17 protein-coding genes are annotated in these 18,750 nt (G+C 58.4%); 3 read left to right on the top strand and 14 right to left on the bottom strand.

The window, feature by feature from the left end; all coding sequences use genetic code 11:
- Positions 1–125: 125 nt before the first annotated feature.
- Both Q0Y02_RS07140 and Q0Y02_RS07135 read right to left on the bottom strand, forming a co-directional pair.
- Complete coding sequence (locus Q0Y02_RS07140; protein WP_297766447.1) at positions 126–446, bottom strand: hypothetical protein; 321 nt, start codon at positions 444–446, stop codon at positions 126–128.
- Between the two features lie 473 nt (positions 447–919).
- Positions 920–1,762, bottom strand: coding sequence for a hypothetical protein (locus tag Q0Y02_RS07135; protein ID WP_297766445.1), 843 nt, complete (start codon positions 1,760–1,762; stop codon positions 920–922).
- Positions 1,763–2,213: 451 nt separating this feature from the next.
- Between Q0Y02_RS07135 and trmY the strand changes: the two genes are divergently transcribed.
- The gene (trmY, locus tag Q0Y02_RS07130; protein WP_297766442.1) at positions 2,214–2,813 is read left to right on the top strand and encodes a tRNA (pseudouridine(54)-N(1))-methyltransferase TrmY; all 600 of its coding nucleotides are present in this window, start codon (positions 2,214–2,216) and stop codon (positions 2,811–2,813) included.
- A gap of 251 nt (positions 2,814–3,064) precedes the next feature.
- Here trmY and Q0Y02_RS07125 read toward each other — a convergent pair whose 3' ends face one another.
- The gene (locus Q0Y02_RS07125) at positions 3,065–3,472 is read right to left on the bottom strand and encodes an SMI1/KNR4 family protein (RefSeq protein WP_035246574.1); all 408 of its coding nucleotides are present in this window, start codon (positions 3,470–3,472) and stop codon (positions 3,065–3,067) included.
- Between the two features lie 111 nt (positions 3,473–3,583).
- Positions 3,584–4,714, bottom strand: a complete 1,131-nt coding sequence (locus Q0Y02_RS07120; RefSeq protein ID WP_297766439.1) for a sterol desaturase family protein — start codon at positions 4,712–4,714, stop codon at positions 3,584–3,586.
- Between the two features lie 294 nt (positions 4,715–5,008).
- Between Q0Y02_RS07120 and Q0Y02_RS07115 the strand changes: the two genes are divergently transcribed.
- Positions 5,009–6,889 (top strand): ATP-binding cassette domain-containing protein, encoded by a 1,881-nt coding sequence (locus Q0Y02_RS07115; RefSeq protein ID WP_297766436.1) that lies wholly within the window; start codon positions 5,009–5,011, stop codon positions 6,887–6,889.
- 50 nt (positions 6,890–6,939) lie between these two features.
- Entirely contained in the window at positions 6,940–8,226 is a 1,287-nt protein-coding gene (locus tag Q0Y02_RS07110; RefSeq protein ID WP_297766717.1) for a succinylglutamate desuccinylase/aspartoacylase family protein, read from the top strand.
- 168 nt (positions 8,227–8,394) lie between these two features.
- On the opposite strand, the gene Q0Y02_RS07105 is transcribed toward Q0Y02_RS07110, so the two are convergent.
- The 10 genes from Q0Y02_RS07105 to pheA form a co-directional block, all read right to left on the bottom strand.
- Complete coding sequence (locus Q0Y02_RS07105) at positions 8,395–8,697, bottom strand: helix-hairpin-helix domain-containing protein (protein ID WP_297766433.1); 303 nt, start codon at positions 8,695–8,697, stop codon at positions 8,395–8,397.
- 92 nt (positions 8,698–8,789) lie between these two features.
- Complete coding sequence (pyrF, locus tag Q0Y02_RS07100; RefSeq protein WP_297766430.1) at positions 8,790–9,485, bottom strand: orotidine-5'-phosphate decarboxylase; 696 nt, start codon at positions 9,483–9,485, stop codon at positions 8,790–8,792.
- Positions 9,486–9,651: 166 nt separating this feature from the next.
- The gene (gene lapB / locus Q0Y02_RS07095) at positions 9,652–10,821 is read right to left on the bottom strand and encodes a lipopolysaccharide assembly protein LapB (RefSeq protein ID WP_297766426.1); all 1,170 of its coding nucleotides are present in this window, start codon (positions 10,819–10,821) and stop codon (positions 9,652–9,654) included.
- A complete protein-coding gene (locus Q0Y02_RS07090; protein ID WP_297766424.1) occupies positions 10,818–11,048 on the bottom strand; it encodes a lipopolysaccharide assembly protein LapA domain-containing protein in 231 nt (76 codons plus the stop codon). Before Q0Y02_RS07090 ends, lapB begins: the two co-directional genes overlap by 4 nt.
- A 57-nt stretch (positions 11,049–11,105) precedes the next feature.
- Positions 11,106–11,456: an integration host factor subunit beta gene (gene ihfB / locus Q0Y02_RS07085; RefSeq protein WP_290511045.1), complete on the bottom strand. Its 351-nt coding sequence runs from the start codon at positions 11,454–11,456 to the stop codon at positions 11,106–11,108.
- Positions 11,457–11,524: 68 nt separating this feature from the next.
- On the bottom strand, positions 11,525–13,207 hold the full coding sequence (rpsA, locus tag Q0Y02_RS07080; RefSeq protein ID WP_297766419.1) for a 30S ribosomal protein S1: 1,683 nt from the start codon (positions 13,205–13,207) through the stop codon (positions 11,525–11,527).
- A gap of 174 nt (positions 13,208–13,381) precedes the next feature.
- Positions 13,382–14,065 carry a (d)CMP kinase gene (cmk, locus tag Q0Y02_RS07075; RefSeq protein WP_297766416.1) on the bottom strand — a complete coding sequence of 228 codons (684 nt, stop codon included), beginning with the start codon at positions 14,063–14,065 and terminating at the stop codon, positions 13,382–13,384.
- Positions 14,062–16,305: a bifunctional prephenate dehydrogenase/3-phosphoshikimate 1-carboxyvinyltransferase gene (locus Q0Y02_RS07070; RefSeq protein WP_297766412.1), complete on the bottom strand. Its 2,244-nt coding sequence runs from the start codon at positions 16,303–16,305 to the stop codon at positions 14,062–14,064. Before Q0Y02_RS07070 ends, cmk begins: the two co-directional genes overlap by 4 nt.
- 125 nt (positions 16,306–16,430) lie before the next feature.
- Positions 16,431–17,543: a histidinol-phosphate transaminase gene (gene hisC / locus Q0Y02_RS07065; protein WP_297766408.1), complete on the bottom strand. Its 1,113-nt coding sequence runs from the start codon at positions 17,541–17,543 to the stop codon at positions 16,431–16,433.
- Positions 17,544–17,667: 124 nt separating this feature from the next.
- Positions 17,668–18,750 carry a prephenate dehydratase gene (gene pheA, locus Q0Y02_RS07060; RefSeq protein ID WP_277672737.1) on the bottom strand — a complete coding sequence of 361 codons (1,083 nt, stop codon included), beginning with the start codon at positions 18,748–18,750 and terminating at the stop codon, positions 17,668–17,670.

The following is an 18,750-nucleotide window of genomic DNA, read 5'->3' as shown; positions in this document are numbered from 1 at the left end:
TGCTAGCCTTCAATTGTCACTTAATAACGCCTGAACTCAGGTACGTTTGAGGCGACGCCTGCTTTTGCGGTAGCAAGAACGGGAGCGGGGTCGGGTCAAACGTCACCTGCAGCTATTTTTAGAGTTTACGGTTGATATTTGACCTCTGGCCATATTTCGTTGATCTCATCAGCTTGGTGTTGTGCGGCGAATCGTTCCCACACAATGCCGTTTACGTCAGAGTCCTGTGAAAACTCGGTAGCCGAAGGATCTTCCCAACCCAAATGCCGCAGAGACCCCGGAGCACAAGAGGAATCTTGGCGCACGGAAACATTAAGAGACTCGGTTCTCCAAAGAGCATATTCGCCTGGAATGGAGGAGCAGGGCCGCACGCCTAACCGCTCTGAATAATCCTCGATGGTTTCATCGATTCTGTCAGTTGAGATTGCAATATGCAGTTTTCTCATTGTTTTACCTTTGAACTCTAACGCAGCGGCTTTGCGACGCACCGGAGCGCCAGCGTAGGGCGTCGCAAAGCCGATTATTAAGAAGCCGGCCCTTGGATTTGAAGCCAACCTTGACGTTCGCAGTAATTGGCGAAATCTTGGTAGTTTTCATTGATCCACATTTCATTGGGATGATCATGAAAACCCACGATTCCAACATCCCGATCCCGAATCTCGAAATTGTTGAAGTTACGGATTCCCTTTTGGGTGAGTTTACCCCGCTCGGAGAAATCAGTAATAACATCATTATTTACTACCACGCAGGGATCGGACGCGATCTCTATAGCATGTAGGCAAATACTTCGATAGTTCGTGGGGAGCACAGGAATTAGCCTGAATAATCCTTTCCGCTTCCAGAACATGATGCCTCTTAGCGCCTTGCTCACCGGTAAATTGTGAGCGAAGCGAGTAATTTATCCGAGTGCAGCAATTTGTTAGGGTTTATCGCCATCCAAGACTCCTAGAAGTTGCTGCATGCTGAAACTGCATGTTCTGCCCACTAAAAATTTTTTTGCATACCTATCTAATAATGCTTGGTCAGGCTTCAGTCCTTCCTTGATTTTATTGCGTACCGATCTCAAGTTATCTTCTGTCTTTTCCATACCTTGACTGAACACTTCTGTAAGAAGCCGTTCTCGCCGTTCCTGGGCGGACTTACCTTTACACCCAGCCCTGATATACTTGGCAACAACTATAAAAAGCATCTTCTCACAATGAAAATACTTGAATTCGTCAGATAAATAACGGCTATATGCAGTATCAAGGCTTCCTGACGCAAAAAGCTTGCGATAAAAGCGCACGGTATTATCTTCTAGAAACCCAACGCAAACCTCTTCCTCTGGCGCTAAAAGAACGAAGAAGGGAGCGGGCTTATCTAGCTTTATCGGCATAATTGATCGAAGACCAAAGCACGCTGCGCCGACTACAACCAAGTTATTTCCAGTTGCCTGATTAAGACCTTGAAGGTTGCTATAAAGCTCATCCCAAGAGCAGTATTCAGAGGACTGAGCAATATGCAGCCCTTCTTCCTTGTTGCCATGCATGTCGAAGTGCAATAAAGGTCGCATTCCGTTCTCAGATGCATGACAAGAAAGCTCTGCCAAGAGGCTTTTGAGATGGGCCGTGCTAGTAACCTGAATATGCTGAAACCCGATAGATATTTCAGCCTTTAATGACTCCATATCTTCCACCATTCTGAGAGTGGGACCGAGTTCAGAATCCGGAAGACTGGTTAACCAAATAACAGAATTACAGGAAAAGCCGGTATCAAGCTGCATAATTTTCCTTTTACCCTAACAGCGTATTCAATTGCAGATGCGATATATCACTTTGCAATATATCCCCGTCTCCAGCTTTCTCTGAATCTACCCGAAAAGCCAAGGCAATCAGTCTTTTAACCGCGACTCAGGAACCATTCTCAGCTGACTTTTCTTGCATTTGCGTGTTGAACGGGAATTTTTACCCGGACTTTTCTTGCAGCCAAAAATCTGAAAAATCACTTTATCTCAGCCACTTACAAAAATATGTAAGCCATATCCTACATATTCAACTTGCGCGCGGGTGAAAAAAGGAGGGCAATATCGTCTAACACCTCGACAGGAGGCGTTACGACAAGTCACTACTTCCCTTCCCTCATCACCTATGGCGTACCCCAGGCCTTCGCTTTGCGAGCAAAGCGCTAACGAGGGGGTTACAATCGTCGGCTGCGTCATCTTAGCCAGGAGTAATATGCGTACTTTCGTCCTCCGCGCCCGCGCCGCCCCCACCGACAGCCAGGCTCTGCTGGCCAATGTGGGTGGTGATGCCCATACGGAAATTCTCGCCCATACGCTGATGAACAGCCTGTTTGTGGCCCAGTCTCACCGGGATGATGTGGTGGTGCATCTGGTGCTGGAAAGCACCCAGGATTACTCCCGCACCATCAGCTTCACCGGGGCGGAGATGCAGAGTATTGGCGGCTTCCATGAGAAAGCGTTGCTGGCCAAGGTGGCCAACGCGCTGGATGTGTCACAGGGGCTGGGCAAGGAGCAGGAACGGGCCGTGGAACCGGGCATCCGGGTGCGGACGCTGAGTTTTGAGCGGCTGGTGAAGGATCTGGCGGAGGATCATCAGCTGTATGTGATGGACAAGAAGGGGGACAGCATTCGTGAGGTGGATTTCGGGGAGAACCCCTGCTTTCTGCTCACCGACCATATCCCCATGCCAAAGAAGACCTTCAACAGCCTGAAGCGCCTGGGGGCGGAGAAGATCAGCCTGGGGCCGCGGATGCTGTTCGCGTCGCAGTGTGTGGTGTTGATTCAGAATGAGCTGGATTTGGCGGGGATGTAGGAGGAACGGTTCTACAGGGCCGCTGTAGGAGCGGCGCTTGAGCCGCGAATCGGTTGTGGCAACCAAGCCCCTGATCGCCCTACGGGCGATGCCCTTGCAAACGAGGATTCGCGGCTCAAGCGCCGCTCCTACAGCGGCTTCGTCCAAAGCGTCATTCGCGCCTCAAGAGGCGCTCCTACAGCGGCTCCGTCAGAGGTCATGCCGCGGTTTTCGCTATTAACTATTCACTGTTGACTATTAACTGCTCTTAATCAGCTTTCCAGCCACACCTCACGTGCCCACTGCCAGATAGAACTCCAATCCTCGTCCTCGTTGACGCCCTCCCCCGGTACCCAGAAGACGATCTGGCCGTCCTGGCCGATGGCGTAAACGCCTTCTTCGGCCTGGCAGACAGGAATCAGCGAACGGGGCATGCCCTGGCTCCAGGCCTGGGCGGCCAGCTCGGGGAGGAAGTTGTGGGCGTAGTCGTCGGTGACGGTGGCCGGTTCCAGGCTGCCGCAAATAATGTCGCCGGTGGTGAGCAGGAATTCCTTGTACTCTCCTGGCAGGGAAATCAGCAGTTGTTCCTCGATTTCCACCAGCCGGTCTTCGTCCGGCAGCTCCAGGGCCACCAGTGCGCCTTGGTGGCGTTCGCGCAGCAGGTCGATCAGGTCATCCATTTACAGCGTTCCGGTTGGCATATTCGTTGACGATATTTTGTAGGAGCTATGCTTGCATGGCGAACTCCGACTTCGGGTTCGCCATGCAAGCATAGCTCCTACAGGAAAATGTTATTCCTGGCGGTGATCCCGACGGAACGGGAACAGGAACTGGTCGACCACGCCTTCCGGCACCTTGGTGCTGGCCCGGGTGCCGTACTCGGCAGCCAGCCGGTTGGGCATGATCAGGGTGCCGAACAGTTTATCGTAGATGGGCAGAAACGCGGCGTAATTTTTGTCCACGGCCTGGTCTTCCGAGGAGTGATGCCAGTGGTGGAATTCCGGGGTGGCGATGAGCCAGCGGATGCCCGGAAAGCGGAAGCGCACATTGGCGTGGATAAAGATGGCGTGGAAGGACACGAACACCAGGTAGGCGTACACCGCCGACGGCGAAAAGCCCAGAATGAAGATGGGCAGGTAGCCGATAAAGCGGTTGGCGATGATTTCCACCACATGTAGGCGTGAGGAGGCCAGCCAGTCCATCTGGGTAGTGGAATGATGCACGGCATGGAATTTCCACAGCCATGGCACTTCGTGGAAGGCCCGATGAATCCAGTAGCTGCCCAGATCGATAACGATAAGAATCTCGATGAACTGCAGCCACAGGGGCTGGCTGGCGATGGCCTGTTGGAAGCCGATGTCCACCTTGTCGTGGAGCACCACCTGAATGGGGATGATGGTGAAGAAGCTGATCAGCTGCAGGCCCACATGGCTGAACAGGAAGTATTTGATATCCGTGACCCAGCCCCCGCGCAGGGTTTTCTGGTCCGGGTCTTTGGGGAAGGCCCGTTCCAGGGGGATAAACACCAGCGCCAGTACCAACAGGGTAAGGATGAAATAGTCGAGCCCGGCATAGAGGCTGCGACCTTCCACCGGCGGCACATCCAGCCGCCCGGAGCCGATCAGCGCGGCCATGCAGGCCAGCACCATGCCGATAATGCCGTAGCGCTTTTCCTGATGACGCAGCACACTGAAAAAGCCACAGACAAAGCCAATACCGATGCCGATGAACAGGGCAATGCGTAGCACCTCGGCGTTGTAGAAGGCACGGAATTCCGGGGTGGTTAGCAGCTCCGGGTAGAGGAAACAGAAGCTGCCCATCAGCGCCAGAACCCCCAATCCAATGGACACGGTGGCGGTGATCTTGCCCTGGCCCGGGGTCAGATCCACCTCTTCGTAACGTTCCCGCAAAAAGTCTGTCATCTGTTGTTCTCCTTCTGGGCCAAGGCTGCCCGATGATCCGTTCAGACACCACTACACGCCCGTAACAAGCTGCTACACTGCGCGTTCAAGAAACATAGCTGCAAGCTACAAGCCGCAAGCTGCAACGCGATCAAGCAATGGGGTTACGGAACAGCATTGAGCCCGCGACCACCCTGCGATAATCGCGGTCGGAGAGCTCACAGTATTCTGCCTGCCTGACCCGCGTTGTAGCTTGCAGCTTGTAGCTTGAAACTGCTCCGCCCCATTATTCACATATTTGGTTATCCATAAAGTATGCCTCTCATTACCCTCCGCGACATTCAGCTCAGTTATGGGCAGCAGCCGCTGCTGGATCACGTCACCCTGTCCATCGACCCGGGGGAGCGGCTTTGTTTGATTGGTCGTAATGGCGCCGGCAAATCCACCCTGATGAAGGTGATTGCCGAAGAGATCCATGCGGATGACGGCCAGATCGAGAAGACCCAGGGGCTGACCGTGGCCCGCCTGGAGCAGGAAGTGCCGGACGACCAGGATCACAGCGTCCACTTCATGGTAGCTGAAGGGCTGGGCGAGCACGGTGCCCTGCTCAGCGAGCACGCCGAGCTGGTCCACCACCTTGGCGATGCTGACGACAAAATGCTGGCCCGGTTTGAACAATTGAGCAGTGAGATCGAGGCCTGTGGTGCCTGGCAGCTGTCCCAGCGGGTGGATACGGTGCTGTCCAAACTGAAACTGGATGGCGATCAGGCCTTTGCCGGCCTCTCCGGGGGGATGAAACGCCGGGTGCTGCTGGCCCGAGCGCTGGTACAGGAGCCGGATATCCTGCTGCTGGACGAGCCTACCAACCACCTGGACATGGATTCCATCCAGTGGCTGGAAGAATTTCTCAAGAGCTACGGCGCCACCCTGGTGTTCATTTCCCACGACCGGGCCTTTATCCGTTCGCTGGCCACTCGCATCATCGAGCTGGACCGGGGCAAGCTGACCAGCTGGCCGGGCAGCTACGAGAAGTATCTGAGCGGCAAGCAGGCGGCTCTGGAAGCGGAAGAGCGTGCCAATGCCGAGTTCGACAAGAAACTCAGCCAGGAAGAAAAGTGGATTCGCCAGGGCATCAAGGCACGCCGTACCCGTAACGAAGGCCGGGTACGTGCGCTCAAGGCCATGCGTGATGAATTCGCCCAGCGCCGCAACCGCACCGGCACCGCCAGCCTGACCATCCAGAGCGGCGACAACTCCGGCAAGGTGGTGGTGGAAGCCGAGCACCTGAATTACACCGTGGACGGCAAGACCATTGTGGAGGATTTCTCGGTCAATCTGCTGCGCGGCGACCGGGTCGGTATCCTTGGCCCCAATGGCTGCGGTAAATCCACCGTGATTCGCCTGCTGCTGGGTCGGCTGGCACCGGATAGCGGCAACGTGAAGCTGGGCACCCAGCTACAGGTGGCCTATTTCGACCAACTGCGCGATACCCTCAACGAGGAAAAGAGCGTGATCGACAACGTGGCCGAAGGCTCCGATGTGGTCACCATCAACGGCCAGAGCAAGCATGTGATCGGCTATTTGCAGGATTTCCTGTTCGACCCGAGCCGGGTGCGCCAGCCGGTGAAGTCTCTGTCTGGCGGCGAGCGTAACCGGCTGCTGCTGGCCAAGCTGTTCACCAACCCCTTCAATCTGCTGGTCCTGGATGAGCCCACCAACGACCTGGACGCGGAAACCCTGGAGCTGCTGGAAGAGCAGCTGATGAACTACCAGGGCACCCTGCTGCTGGTCAGCCACGACCGGGAGTTCATCGACAATGTGGTGACCTCCACCCTGGTGTTCGAAAACGGCGAGCTCAACAGCTATGTGGGCGGTTATCAGGACTGGTTGCGGCAGCGTCCGGAACCTGTGAAGGGAAAAACCGTCAAATCCGCCAAGCCAGTGCTCGAACCGGCCCCGACTGCACCCAAAGCCAAAAAGCTGTCCTACAAGGATCAGCGGGAGCTGGAGCAATTACCGGAACGGATCGAGCAACTGGAAGCGGCACTGGAAGCGGTGCAGGCTCGTATGTCGGACCCGGCTTTCTTCAAGGGTGATCCGGCCGAGATCAGCGCCGCCCAACAGCAACAAACCGAGCTGCAGGCGAAACTGGAAACCACCTTCGCTCGCTGGGACGAGCTGGATCAGCTTGGCTGAATCAAGGAGTTTTTGTGTATAAAACATGGTCCTCATTCGCTATCACGGCAATGTTTGTCCTGTTCGGCCTGGCGGCAACGCCAGGCTGGGCCAATGAAGTGGAAGACGAGGAACGGGCCGTGGAACGCCAGCAGGAAAGCGATGGCCAGGTCACTGCCGGTGACGGCAATACGGACACGGACAAGGCCGACAGCGCCGTAGCGGATGACCCGGCCGAACCGGCTCCACTGCCCTTGCCCCTGCTGGGACGGCAAGTGGAACCGGGCAGCTTTGCCACCCTGCACTGGACCCCGGATCAATCGTTCGCCTCCATCGCCACCCCGGTGCCCGTGCTGGTCGCCCATGGCGACAAGCCCGGGCCACGGCTGTGTCTCACTGCGGCCATTCATGGCGATGAACTGAACGGCATCGAGATGGTGCGCCGGCTCATGTACGAGCTGGAACCGGACCAGCTGGCCGGCACCGTGATCGGCGTGCCCATCGTCAATCTGGATGGCTTTCGCAGTGGCTCACGCTACCTGAGTGACCGCCGGGATCTGAACCGCTACTTCCCCGGCAACAAGAAAGGCAGTGCCGCCAGTCGCGTGGCTCACTCCCTGTTCAGTAATATCGTGCGCCACTGTGATTACCTGGTGGATTTGCACACCGGCTCCCAGAAACGGGTCAACCAGCCGCAACTTCGCGCCGACCTGGACAACCCGGATGTGGTCGCCTTTGCCAAGCACTTCGGCGGCATGACCGTACTGCACAGCCCCGGTGTCACCGGCATGCTGCGCGACGCGGCGGTGAAAAAGGACATTGTCGCGGTGACCATGGAAGCTGGCGGCCCCAACCGGCTGGAAACCGAGGCCGTCAGCTACGGCGTACAGGCCATCGACACCCTGCTGGAAAACCTGGGTATGCGTAAGGCCAGCCGTTTCTGGAGTGCGCCGCAACCGGTGTTCTATGAGTCGGAATGGATTCGCGCCACCCAGGGCGGCATTCTGCTTGCCGAGGTGGAGCTGAACCAGAAAGTGAAGAAAGGCCAGGTGCTCGGCACCGTCACCGACCCGATCAGCAATACCGGCAGTGCCATCATTGCCCCTTATAACGGCCGGGTTCTGGGAATGGCGGTGAACCAGGTGGTCCACGCCGGCTTTGCCGCCTTCCGTATCGGCGAGGAAAAAACCACCGAGGAAGTGGAAGCAAAGGCAGAAAAAGCCACCCGGGAAAAAGAACAGAAAACCCAGCCATCCGAGGGCAGTCCCGCCCACGACTCACCGGCGCCGGACCCTGAAGCAGACCGGGCCGATGACCTGAGCCAGGCGGAAGAAGAGGAAAGTCATTCGGAAGAGTGAGACGATCAAGCAGAGAGACAGCAAAAAAGGCTTCTTCCAGGAAGCCTTTTTTGTGGATGCCTTAAAACCTGCACCCAACTCCCATTCGTTGGAGCCTTGTTCACAAGGCGAACGGTATCCGCTACCTCTTCGCTTTGCGAGCAAAGCTCCAACGGGGCGGGGACTTGTTTACTGCACCACCAGGCTGTCGCGCATCTTGGCCAGGGTCTTTTCACCGATGCCCTTGATGGCCAACAGTTGATCCACATTGGTAAAGGGCCCCTGGCTGTCACGCCACTGCACGATGGCTTGCGCCGTTTTCGGCCCCACACCCTTGAGTTCCTGCAGCTGGGTAACGTCTGCCGTGTTCAGGTCGATACGATTTTCAACCTGGGTGTTGGCTGCATCCTTGACCGCGTCCACTTCCACGGCCAGAGCCGGCAGGCTCAATGCCAGCAGCAGGGACATCACAACCGCTTTCAATGCTTTCATGTTGATCTCCATTTTTATCAGTTGGAGACCACACCATAGAAAGCCGAGCGAGGAGACGTTATCAGTCGAGCGTGACAGATTGCGTAAGTGGCTCAGGCAAGACTTTGTAGTATCTCGTCCACTACCGCTGTAGGTTCCGCAGCCTGGGTAATCGGACGGCCGATCACCATATAGTCCACACCCGCATCCCGTGCCTGCACCGGCGTCAACACGCGACGTTGGTCTCCGGCATCAGCGCCTGCAGGGCGGATACCCGGAGTAACCAGCTCGAATTGCTGACCGCAAGCCGCCTTGAGCATGCTCGCCTCCTGGGCGGAGCACACCACCCCATCCATGCCAGAGCGCTTGGCCAGCTCGGCAAGGCGCTGCACCTGCACCCGGGGCTCGTCTGTGACCCCGACCTGCTCCAGATCTGCCGCTTCCATGCTAGTCAGCACGGTCACTGCAATCAGGTGGGGGCGACTGGCGTGGTTGGCGATGGCATTGGCAGCGGCTTCCATCATGCGCTGACCACCGCTGGCGTGCACATTGACCATCCACACTCCCATATCCGCCGCAGCGGACACGGCACCGGCCACGGTGTTAGGAATGTCGTGGAATTTCAGATCCAGGAACAGCTCAAAGCCTTTCTTGTGCAGGCCTTCGACAATGGCCGGGCCACTGCGGGTGAAGATTTCCTTGCCGACTTTAACGCGCACCTTGGCCGGGTCCAGCTGATCGGCCATGGCCAGCGCCCGGGCGGCATCGGGATAGTCCAGGGCGACGATAACAGGGCTGGAGATAGGCATGGGAGCGTCCTCGGGGGATTGGTGGCGGGTATGGTATGAGTTGCGAGGTAGCTGTTCAACCAGTGCCGCAAGCCAGCCTGAAAGAATAACCGTAGGAGCTATGCTTGCATGGCGAACTGGCGCGAGCCTTCGCCATGCGAGCATGGCTCCTACAAGGAGGAGGCGGCTAGACTTCCTTGACCACCGGCTTGATGGAGCCCCAGCGCTTGCAGCTTGGGCAGCGCCATTGCATCAAGGGGGTTTCGAAACCGCAGCGGCGGCATTTGTAGAGGCTCTTGTCGTTGAGCAGTTGCTCCGACAGTTGCTTGAGCACACCCAGGTGCTCGCGGGCCTCTCCTTCGGCGCTGCCGGCCAGGCTCATGTCGATGATCCGGTTGAGGCCACGTACCGAGGGGTTGGCTTTCATGTATTCAGCAATGAAGTCCGCGGCTTCCTTGTCGCCGTAGCGCTCCTTGAGCGTTTCGGCGAGCAGTAGGATACGGCTGGTGCTGGGTTTCTCGGCACTGTAGTCCGCCAGCATCTGGATAAATTCCTCGTCTTTCTCCTGCTGCTGGTAGCTGGTGCGCAGCTTGTCGAGCGCTTCATCGAAGAAGTCGCTGTCCTGCACCCAGATGCGCTGAAGGGCCTGGATGGCAGCGTCCCAGTTCTGCTCGCCCATTTCCAGCTCGCCTTCGGCAAAGCTGGCGCGGACACACTTCTCATCGAATGACAGCGCCCGTCTCAGCATGCGGCGAGCCGGATTGATGTCGCCGTCGCGGCGCAGGTTTTCTGCCTGTTCGCAGCAATACTGGGCCAGTACCGGCCCCAGCGCCGGGCGGTTCTTGATCAACCGCTCGCCCATGCTGATGGCGTTGACCCAGTCGCGTTCCTGCTCGTACAGGCCCATCAGCTGCTGGCAGACTTCATCCTTGGCCTGGCAATCCTGGTCCAGCATTTCCAGCAGGACCTGCTCGGCCAGATCGAAGATGCCGCTGGCCAGGTAATCCTGGGCCAGTTCCAGCTGAATTTCTTCCTGCACCGGGCGGCCATAGTCGCCGTGTTCCAGCAGATGGGTATGCAGCTGGGCAGCGCGATCAAACTCGCCGCGCTTGCGGAACAGCTTGCCCAGGGCAAGATGGGTATCGAGACCCTCTTCGCTCACGTCCAGACTCTTGAGCAGGGCTTCAATGCCCTTGTCCGGCTCTTCATTGAGGAAGAAGTTGATGCCGGCCACATAGTCCTTGGACAGGGAGGCCATGCGCCGACGCTGCCGACGTTTACTTTCACGCTTGCCGAGGAAAAACCCGGCGGCGATGGCAACAAAAAAGAACGGCAGCAGCCAGAACGATTCACTCATGAAAACAGGCTCTTCAGGCCGCGCAGCCCGATACCGGCCAGCAAGCCAAGAAACAGGCCAATAGCCAGTACACCGATCACCAGCACGCCCAGGGACACGTCCCAGTGCCATTGATAAAACAGCATATCCAGCGTCACCAGATCACGGTTACTGGTGACAAACAGGAAAGCGAAAAGAAAGACGGCCAGTACAGCCAGAATTACCAGAATCCGGTACAGGTTTCGCATCGTAAGGTTCCCTCTTTACTGGCCAGGTCTGTGCCGGGCGGTAACAACAAACGGGGTTTAGTTAACGGCAGCCTGATTGCCGCTTGCGCCATTATCAACACCTTCACCACTTTCTTCATGCAGTGAATCGTTAACGCGCTCGCGCAGCTCTTTACCGGGTTTGAAGTGGGGAACATATTTGCCGTGCAGCTCGACGCTGGCACCGGTCTTGGGGTTGCGTCCCACACGGGGCGCACGAAAATGGAGGGAAAAACTGCCGAAGCCGCGTATTTCGATACGACCTCCGCCGGCCAGAGAATCGGCCATCTGTTCGATAAGCGTTTTGACTGCCAGCTCCACATCCTTGGGCGACAATTGGTTTTGCCGATCGGCAATCCGCTCAATCAATTCTGACTTGGTTAACGCCATTACAGCTTTCTCCCTGGGCTCCCAGCCCAGTGGGACCGGCACGATGCCGGTCCCCGGGAGGAGCCGTATTATGACTCGTTGCTGCTTTCCATCTGTTTCTTGATCAGATCACCGATGGTCTTCGGCGCATTGGCATCCTGCTGTTCAGACAGTCCGTCAATGGCTTCACGCTCGTCGGCCTGGTCCTTGGACTTGATGGACAAGCTCAGAACACGGTTCTTGCGATCAACGTTGGTGATTTTCGCTTCCACTTCGTCACCGACGTTGAGCACTTCGGTCGCATCGTTAACGCGGTCGCGGCTGATTTCGCTGGCACGCAGGGTGCCTTCCACGTTCTCTGCCAGCTCCACGATGGCCGCTTTCGCGTCTACCGACTTGATTACGCCCTTAACGATTGCGCCCTTGTCATTAGCAGCAACATACTGAGCAAACGGATCGTCTGTCAACTGCTTGATACCCAAGGAAATTCTTTCGCGCTCTGCGTCGATGGACAGAACCACGGTTTCCAGCTCATCGCCCTTGTTGAAGTTACGCACGGCATCTTCGCCCTGCTCTTCCCAGGAAATGTCGGACAGGTGCACCAGACCGTCGATGCCGCCTTCCAGACCGATGAAGATACCGAAGTCAGTGATGGACTTGATCTTGCCGGAAATGCGCTCGCCTTTCTGGTATTTCTCTTCGAAGGCATCCCACGGGTTGGACTGGCACTGCTTGATACCCAGGGAAATACGACGACGGTCCTGATCGATGTCCAGGATCATCACTTCCACTTCGTCGCCGATCTCTACAACCTTGGACGGGTGGATGTTCTTGTTGGTCCAATCCATTTCGGATACGTGAACCAGACCCTCTACACCTTCTTCGATTTCGGCAAAGCAACCGTAATCGGTCAGGTTGGTCACCTTCGCCTTGACGCGGGTGCCTTCCGGGTACTTGCCCACGATGTCGTGCCACGGATCTTCGCCCAGCTGCTTCAGACCCAGGGAAACACGCATCTTCTCGCGGTCGAACTTGAGTACCTTGACGTCGATTTCCTGACCCACTTCGACGATCTCGCTCGGATGCTTGATACGCTTCCAGGCCATGTCGGTGATGTGCAGCAGGCCGTCGATGCCACCCAGGTCCACAAACGCACCGTAGTCGGTCAGGTTCTTCACGATACCTTTGACTTCCATGCCTTCCTGGAGGGTTTCCAGCAGAGCTTCACGCTCCTGGGAGTGCTCGGCTTCCATCACTGCGCGACGGGAAACCACAACGTTGTTGCGCTTGGGATCCAGCTTGATGACCTTGAAGTCCAGCTCTTTGCCTTCCAGGTGCGCGACATCGCGAACCGGACGGATATCTACCAGAGAGCCGGGCAGGAACGCGCGGATCGGGCCGATATCGACAGTGAAGCCACCCTTCACCTTGCCGGAAATCATACCTTTTACGATCTCGTCTTCGTCGAAAGCTTTTTCCAGCTCGCCCCAGACTTCGGCGCGCTTGGCTTTTTCACGGGACAGGCGGGTGAAGCCCATGCCATCGTCGATGGCATCTACGGCTACATCTACTTCGTCGCCTTCGGCGATTTCCAGTTCGCCTGCCTCGCTAAGGAATTCTTCACGGGCAATAATGCCTTCGGATTTCAGGCCTGCGTTAACGGTTACCCAGTCGCTATCGATGGATACAACAGTACCCTTGATGATAGAACCACGGGCAACGTCCAGGTCCTTAAGGCTTTCTTCAAAGAGATCAGCAAAAGATTCGGTCATGAAATTCACTCAGTGTTTTCGCACATGCCAACCAGCAGACATGGGTTAGTAAAAAAATGAGACCCGCCCTTCCCCAGCTGGCTTACTTTTTCAGGGTTGAGCAGATCGGCCGCTTGACACAGAATCACCCCTCGACAGTGCACTATCGAAGGGTTTCAACAACGTGTGCTACCTTCACACCAGTTGGCGTGCGGCAGCCTCTTCAAGGATCCGGTTAACCACTTCATCAACCGTCAGGGTGGTGGATTCGATTACCACGGCATCGTCTGCCGGGCGCAATGGCGCCACCTCACGGTTCATGTCACGGTCATCCCGGGTGCGGATGTCCTCGACGAGGGTCGCGAGGGTAGCATCAAAGCCCTTTTCCTTCAACTGCTCAAAGCGCCGTCTGGCGCGCTCTTCAGCGCTGGCGGTGAGGTAAATCTTGAGGGGGGCAGAGGTAAACACCACGGTACCCATATCGCGGCCATCCGCCACCAAGCCGGGGGCCTCGGCGAACACCCGCTGGCGGGCCAATAGCGCATCACGTACCGGCTGCAGCACGGCCACCTGGCTGGCCAGTTCACCGACGCTTTCCTGGCGGATGATGTTGGACACATCCTCACCATCCAGAATCACCGCGGTTTCGCCCTCCCGCTCAATAAATCTTACCGGCAAGGTTTTCGCCAGTTCCACCAGGGCGGGCTCATCATCCAGAGCAAGCCCCTGATTTCTCGCGTGATAACCCAGAACCCGATACAGGGCACCGGAATCCAGCAGGTGCCAGCCGAGACGGATTGCCACCAATCGGGCAACGGTGCCCTTACCGGAGGAAACCGGTCCGTCGATGGTCAATACCGCGGTGGACGGAGCAGTCATTTCACCTCCAGGTTCAAGCCCGCATGGGCGGCCAGCTGGGCAAAGCCCGGGAAGCTGGTGGCCACATTGGCGCAGTCATTAATGGTAATCAGGCCAGTGGCTCGCAGGGACGCCATGGCGAAGCTCATGGCGATACGGTGGTCACCGTGGGACTGGATCTCGCCGCCGCCGAAGGTGCCGCCGCTGATGCGGATGCCGTCCTCGAACACTTCATGATCCACGCCCAGCGCGGCCAGACCGTCCGCCATCACCTGGATACGGTCGGATTCCTTCACCCGCAGCTCTTCGGCGCCGCGCAACACGGTGTCGCCCTCGGCGCAGGCAGCCGCAATGAAGATGGCCGGGAATTCATCAATGGCCAGGGGCACCAGCGCCTGGGGAATCTCGATGCCTTTCAGGCGCGCCGCTTTCACCACCAGGTCCGCCACCGGCTCGCCGCCGGCATCGCGCTGATTTTCCAGGCGAATATCCGCCCCCATCAGCTTGAGGATGTCGATAACGCCGGTACGAGTGGGGTTGATACCCACGTGGGGTAGCGTCAGCTCACTACCTTCGGCAATGGAGGCACCCACCAGGAAGAAGGCCGCCGAGGAGATATCCGCCGGCACTTCCAGCTTGCAGGCGGTGAGTGTACCGCCGCCGCTCAGCGCACTGGTGGCACCCTCACGGCGCACGTCGTAGCCAAAGCCACCCAGCATCCGTTCGGTATGATCGCGGGTCGGGGCCGGCTCGGTCACCGAGGTGTCGCCTTCAGCGTACAGGCCGCCCAGCAGCACGGCGGACTTCACCTGGGCAGAGGCCATCGGCAGATCGTAATGAATGCCCTTGAGCGGCTGACCACCGCGGATGCGCACCGGCGGGCGACCTTCGTTACCGGTGGAAATCTGGGCACCCATGTCGCGCAGGGGGCTGGCCACCCGCTCCATGGGACGCTTGGACAGGGACGCATCACCGGTGAGCTCCACATCGAAGGCCTGGCCGGCCAGCAAGCCGGTGAGCAGACGCATGGAGGTGCCGGAGTTGCCCATATAAAGCGGCTTCCCCGGGGCCTTGAGGCCATGCAGGCCGACACCGTGAATGGTCACCTGACCATTGTGGGGGCCTTCGATGACCACCCCCATATCGCGGAATGCCTGCAGCGTTGCCAGAGCGTCCTCGCCTTCCAGGAAGCCTTCTACCTGGGTCACGCCTTCGGCCAGGGAGCCGAGCATGATGGAACGGTGGGACATGGATTTGTCGCCGGGTACCCGTACCCGGCCGGTGAGTCGGCCACCCGGGGTCACCACAAAGGTGGGGTTGCTGTTGCTGCTGTCTGTCATGGTTGTGTCGTCACCTGAATGGTGGGCGCGGGTATAGGACGTGCGCCCGTTCATGGCCATAAAATGGGCCCGGGCCGTATTGGCCCGGGTCATGATGCCCATCAGGGCATCGGAATCATCGTCACTCACCGCCTGGCGGAAGCGCGCGATACCGTCGCTGAACAGGTCCAGGGACTGCAGCAGCGCGGCCTTGTTCTCGCGGAAAATGTCATGCCACATCACCGGATCGGAGCTGGCGATACGGGTGAAGTCGCGAAAACCGCCGGCAGCATAGCGGAAGATCTCCGTGGAGTCGCCCTGCCGGGCCAGAGTATCCACCAGCGAAAAGGCCAGCAGATGGGGCAGATGGCTGGTTTCCGCCAGTACCTGATCGTGGTAATCCGGCGCCATCTGCAACACTTCCGCGCCCATGGCGGTCCAGATCGCGCGCACCCGGGCGGTGGCAGCCGGATCTGTGGCCTCGTTGGGCGTCAGGATGACCCGGTGATCCTGGTACAGGTCCGCATCAGCAGCCCCAACGCCGCTCTTTTCCTTGCCGGCAATGGGATGGCCGGGCACGAAGCGGGAATAATGCTCGCCCAGGGAGACACGGGCCGCGGTGATCACATTGCCTTTGACGCTGCCGCCGTCAGTGATGATTGCCGTGCGGGACAGGCCCGGCTTCAGCGCACTCAACACCTTGCCCATGGCCGAAACGGGGGTGGAGACAAAGACCAGATCGGCGCCCTTGACCGCTTCAGCCAGATCCTGGCTGCCTTCGTCGACCACGCCCAGGGCGATACCCTGCTCCAGGGTGCGCGCCGAGCGGGAACCGGCCACGATGGACCCGGCCAACCCGTGCTTGCGAGCAGCAGCGGCAAAGGAGCCGCCGATCAGGCCCAGGCCGATAACGGCAATGCGGTTGAAAAGGGGTTCAGACATGGCAACACCCCAATTTTGTTGTAGGAGCGCCTCTCGAGGCGCGAACCTGCTTGCAACAAGCCGTGCCAAGTACGATTCGCACCTCAAGAGGTGCTCCTACAGCGGGCATTTCCAAGGTTTGGGCGTTACCCATCCGCCATTTCCTTCAACACATGCTTGAGGGCTTGCAGAAAACGCTCGTTCTCGCGGCTGGTGCCCACGGTGACGCGCAGGTGATTGGGCATGCCGTAGCCACCCAGAGGGCGCACGATCACGCCTTCGCGCAGCAGGCCTTCGTAGACCGGCTGTGCCTCACGGCCGCAGTCGAAGGCGATGAAGTTGGCTACCGAGGGGATCTGTTCCAGGTGCAGCTTCTGCAGGCCTTCGGCGATCTGCACCAGGCCGCTGGTGTTCTCGCTGCGGGAATTCTCGATGTGATCATCATCGGACAGCGCCGCTTCGGCGGCCACCATGGCCGGGGTGTTGACGTTGAACGGCTGGCGTACCCGGTTCAGCACATCAGCAATTTGCGGGTTGCAGACGCCATAGCCGATACGCAGGCCGGCCAGACCATGAATCTTGGAGAAAGTGCGCGTTACCACCAGGTTCGGGTATTTTTGCAGGCGTTCGATGCCGTTCGGGTAGTGACTTTCTTCCACGTATTCGAAGTAGGCCTCGTCCAGCACCACGATCACCCGCTCCGGGATCCGCGACAGGAACTCATCCAGGGCATGGGCGTTGAACCAGGTGCCGGTGGGGTTGTTCGGGTTGGCCACGAAAATCACCCGGGTGCGCTCGGTGACCGCCTCGGCCATGGCCGCCAGATCGTGGCCATAGAGATTGGACGGCACCGCCACCGGCCTGGCATTGCAGGCCAGGGTCACCAGTGGATACACCGCAAAGGCGTACTCGGAGAAAACCGCTTCATCGCCGGGCTGCAGATAGGCACGGGCGATCAGGTCCAGCACATCGTTGGAGCCGTTACCCAGGGTCAGCTGATTGGTTTGCACACCCAGCTTTTCAGCCAGCGCTGCCTTCAGGGAAAAACCGGCGCCGTCCGGGTACAGGTGCAGCTCATGCAGATGCTTGAGCGCATGCAGGGCCTTGTGGCTGGCGCCCAAGGGGTTCTCATTGCTGGCCAGCTTGACGATATCGGTGAGGCCCAGTTCCCGCTCCAGCTCCTCGATGGGCTTGCCCGGCTCATAGGGCTTGAGCTGCTGAACGCCACTGTTGGCGAGTTCGATGTAGTCGCAAGTCATGATGACTCCTTGAACTGTGGGAGCGGTCGTTCGACCGCAATTTCCGGCCTGTGGTGAAATTTCCCGGTCGAACGACCGCTCCCACAGCTTATCGCCAGCCGATAGAGCATTGTCCAACCCTGTGTCACAACACCGCTTTCGGGTACGAGCCCAGCAGCTTGATGGTATTGCCAGCCGCTTCCAGCTTGTCCAGCACCGGCTGCAGCTTGCCATCTTCCTTGTGGCCTTCGCAGTCCACGAAGAACACATAACTCCAATTGGACGTCCGCGAGGGCCGGGATTCAAGGCGGGTCAGGTTAATGCCTTCATCCCGGAACGGCGCCAGCACTTCATAGAGCAGGCCCGGGCGGTTCTTGCCGCTGATCATCAGGCTGGTCTTGTCGTTGCCGGACGGCGGCGTGTCCTGCCGGCCGATGATGATGAAGCGGGTGGTGTTGTCCGGGCGGTCTTCGATATTGCGTTGCACCGCTTCCAGCCCATACAGCTCTTCCGCCATTTCCCCGGCAATGGCCAGGGCATTCCATTCGTCCTTAAGGCGACGAGCGGCTTCCCCGTTGGAACTGACCGCTATGCGCTCAACCCCGGGCATGTGGGCATCCAGCCACTGGCGGCATTGAGCCAGGGTCTGCTGGTGGGAATAAACCCGGGTGACCTTGTCGCGACGGGTGTGCTCGCCGGCCAGCAGATGATGGTGAATACGCAGCTCCACCTCGCCACAGATTTTCAGGCTGGAGGTCATGAAGGTATCCAGGGTGTGGTTGACCACCCCTTCGGTGGAGTTCTCCACCGGCACCACGCCGTAGTGGGCAGCCCCGGCTTCCACTTCCCGGAATACTTCATCAATGGCGGCAAGCGGCACGCTTTCCACCGCATGGCCAAAGTGTTTGAGGGCGGCCTGCTGGGTAAAGGTGCCTTCCGGGCCCAGGAACGCCACTTTCATGCGCTGCTCCAGGGCCAGGCAGGCGCTCATGATCTCGCGGAAAAACCGCGCCATGGTTTCGCCATCCAGCGGCCCCTGGTTGCGCTCTTTGACCCGGCGCAACACCTGGGCTTCCCGTTCCGGGCGATAAAACACCGGGTTGGGGTCGGTGGCGGTCTTCACCTCGGCCACCTTGTGGGCCAGGGTGGCGCGCTCGTTGAGCAGATCCTGCAGCCGCTGGTCCAGCTCGTCGATCTGGTTACGCAAATTGTCCAGTGATTCGGTCAT

Origin of the sequence: uncultured Alcanivorax sp. (assembly GCF_947258575.1) — a bacterium.
Taxonomy (GTDB): domain Bacteria; phylum Pseudomonadota; class Gammaproteobacteria; order Pseudomonadales; family Alcanivoracaceae; genus Alcanivorax.
The sequence above is the reverse complement of the archived record's forward strand: the minus strand, read 5'-3'. Positions and strand labels throughout refer to the sequence as shown.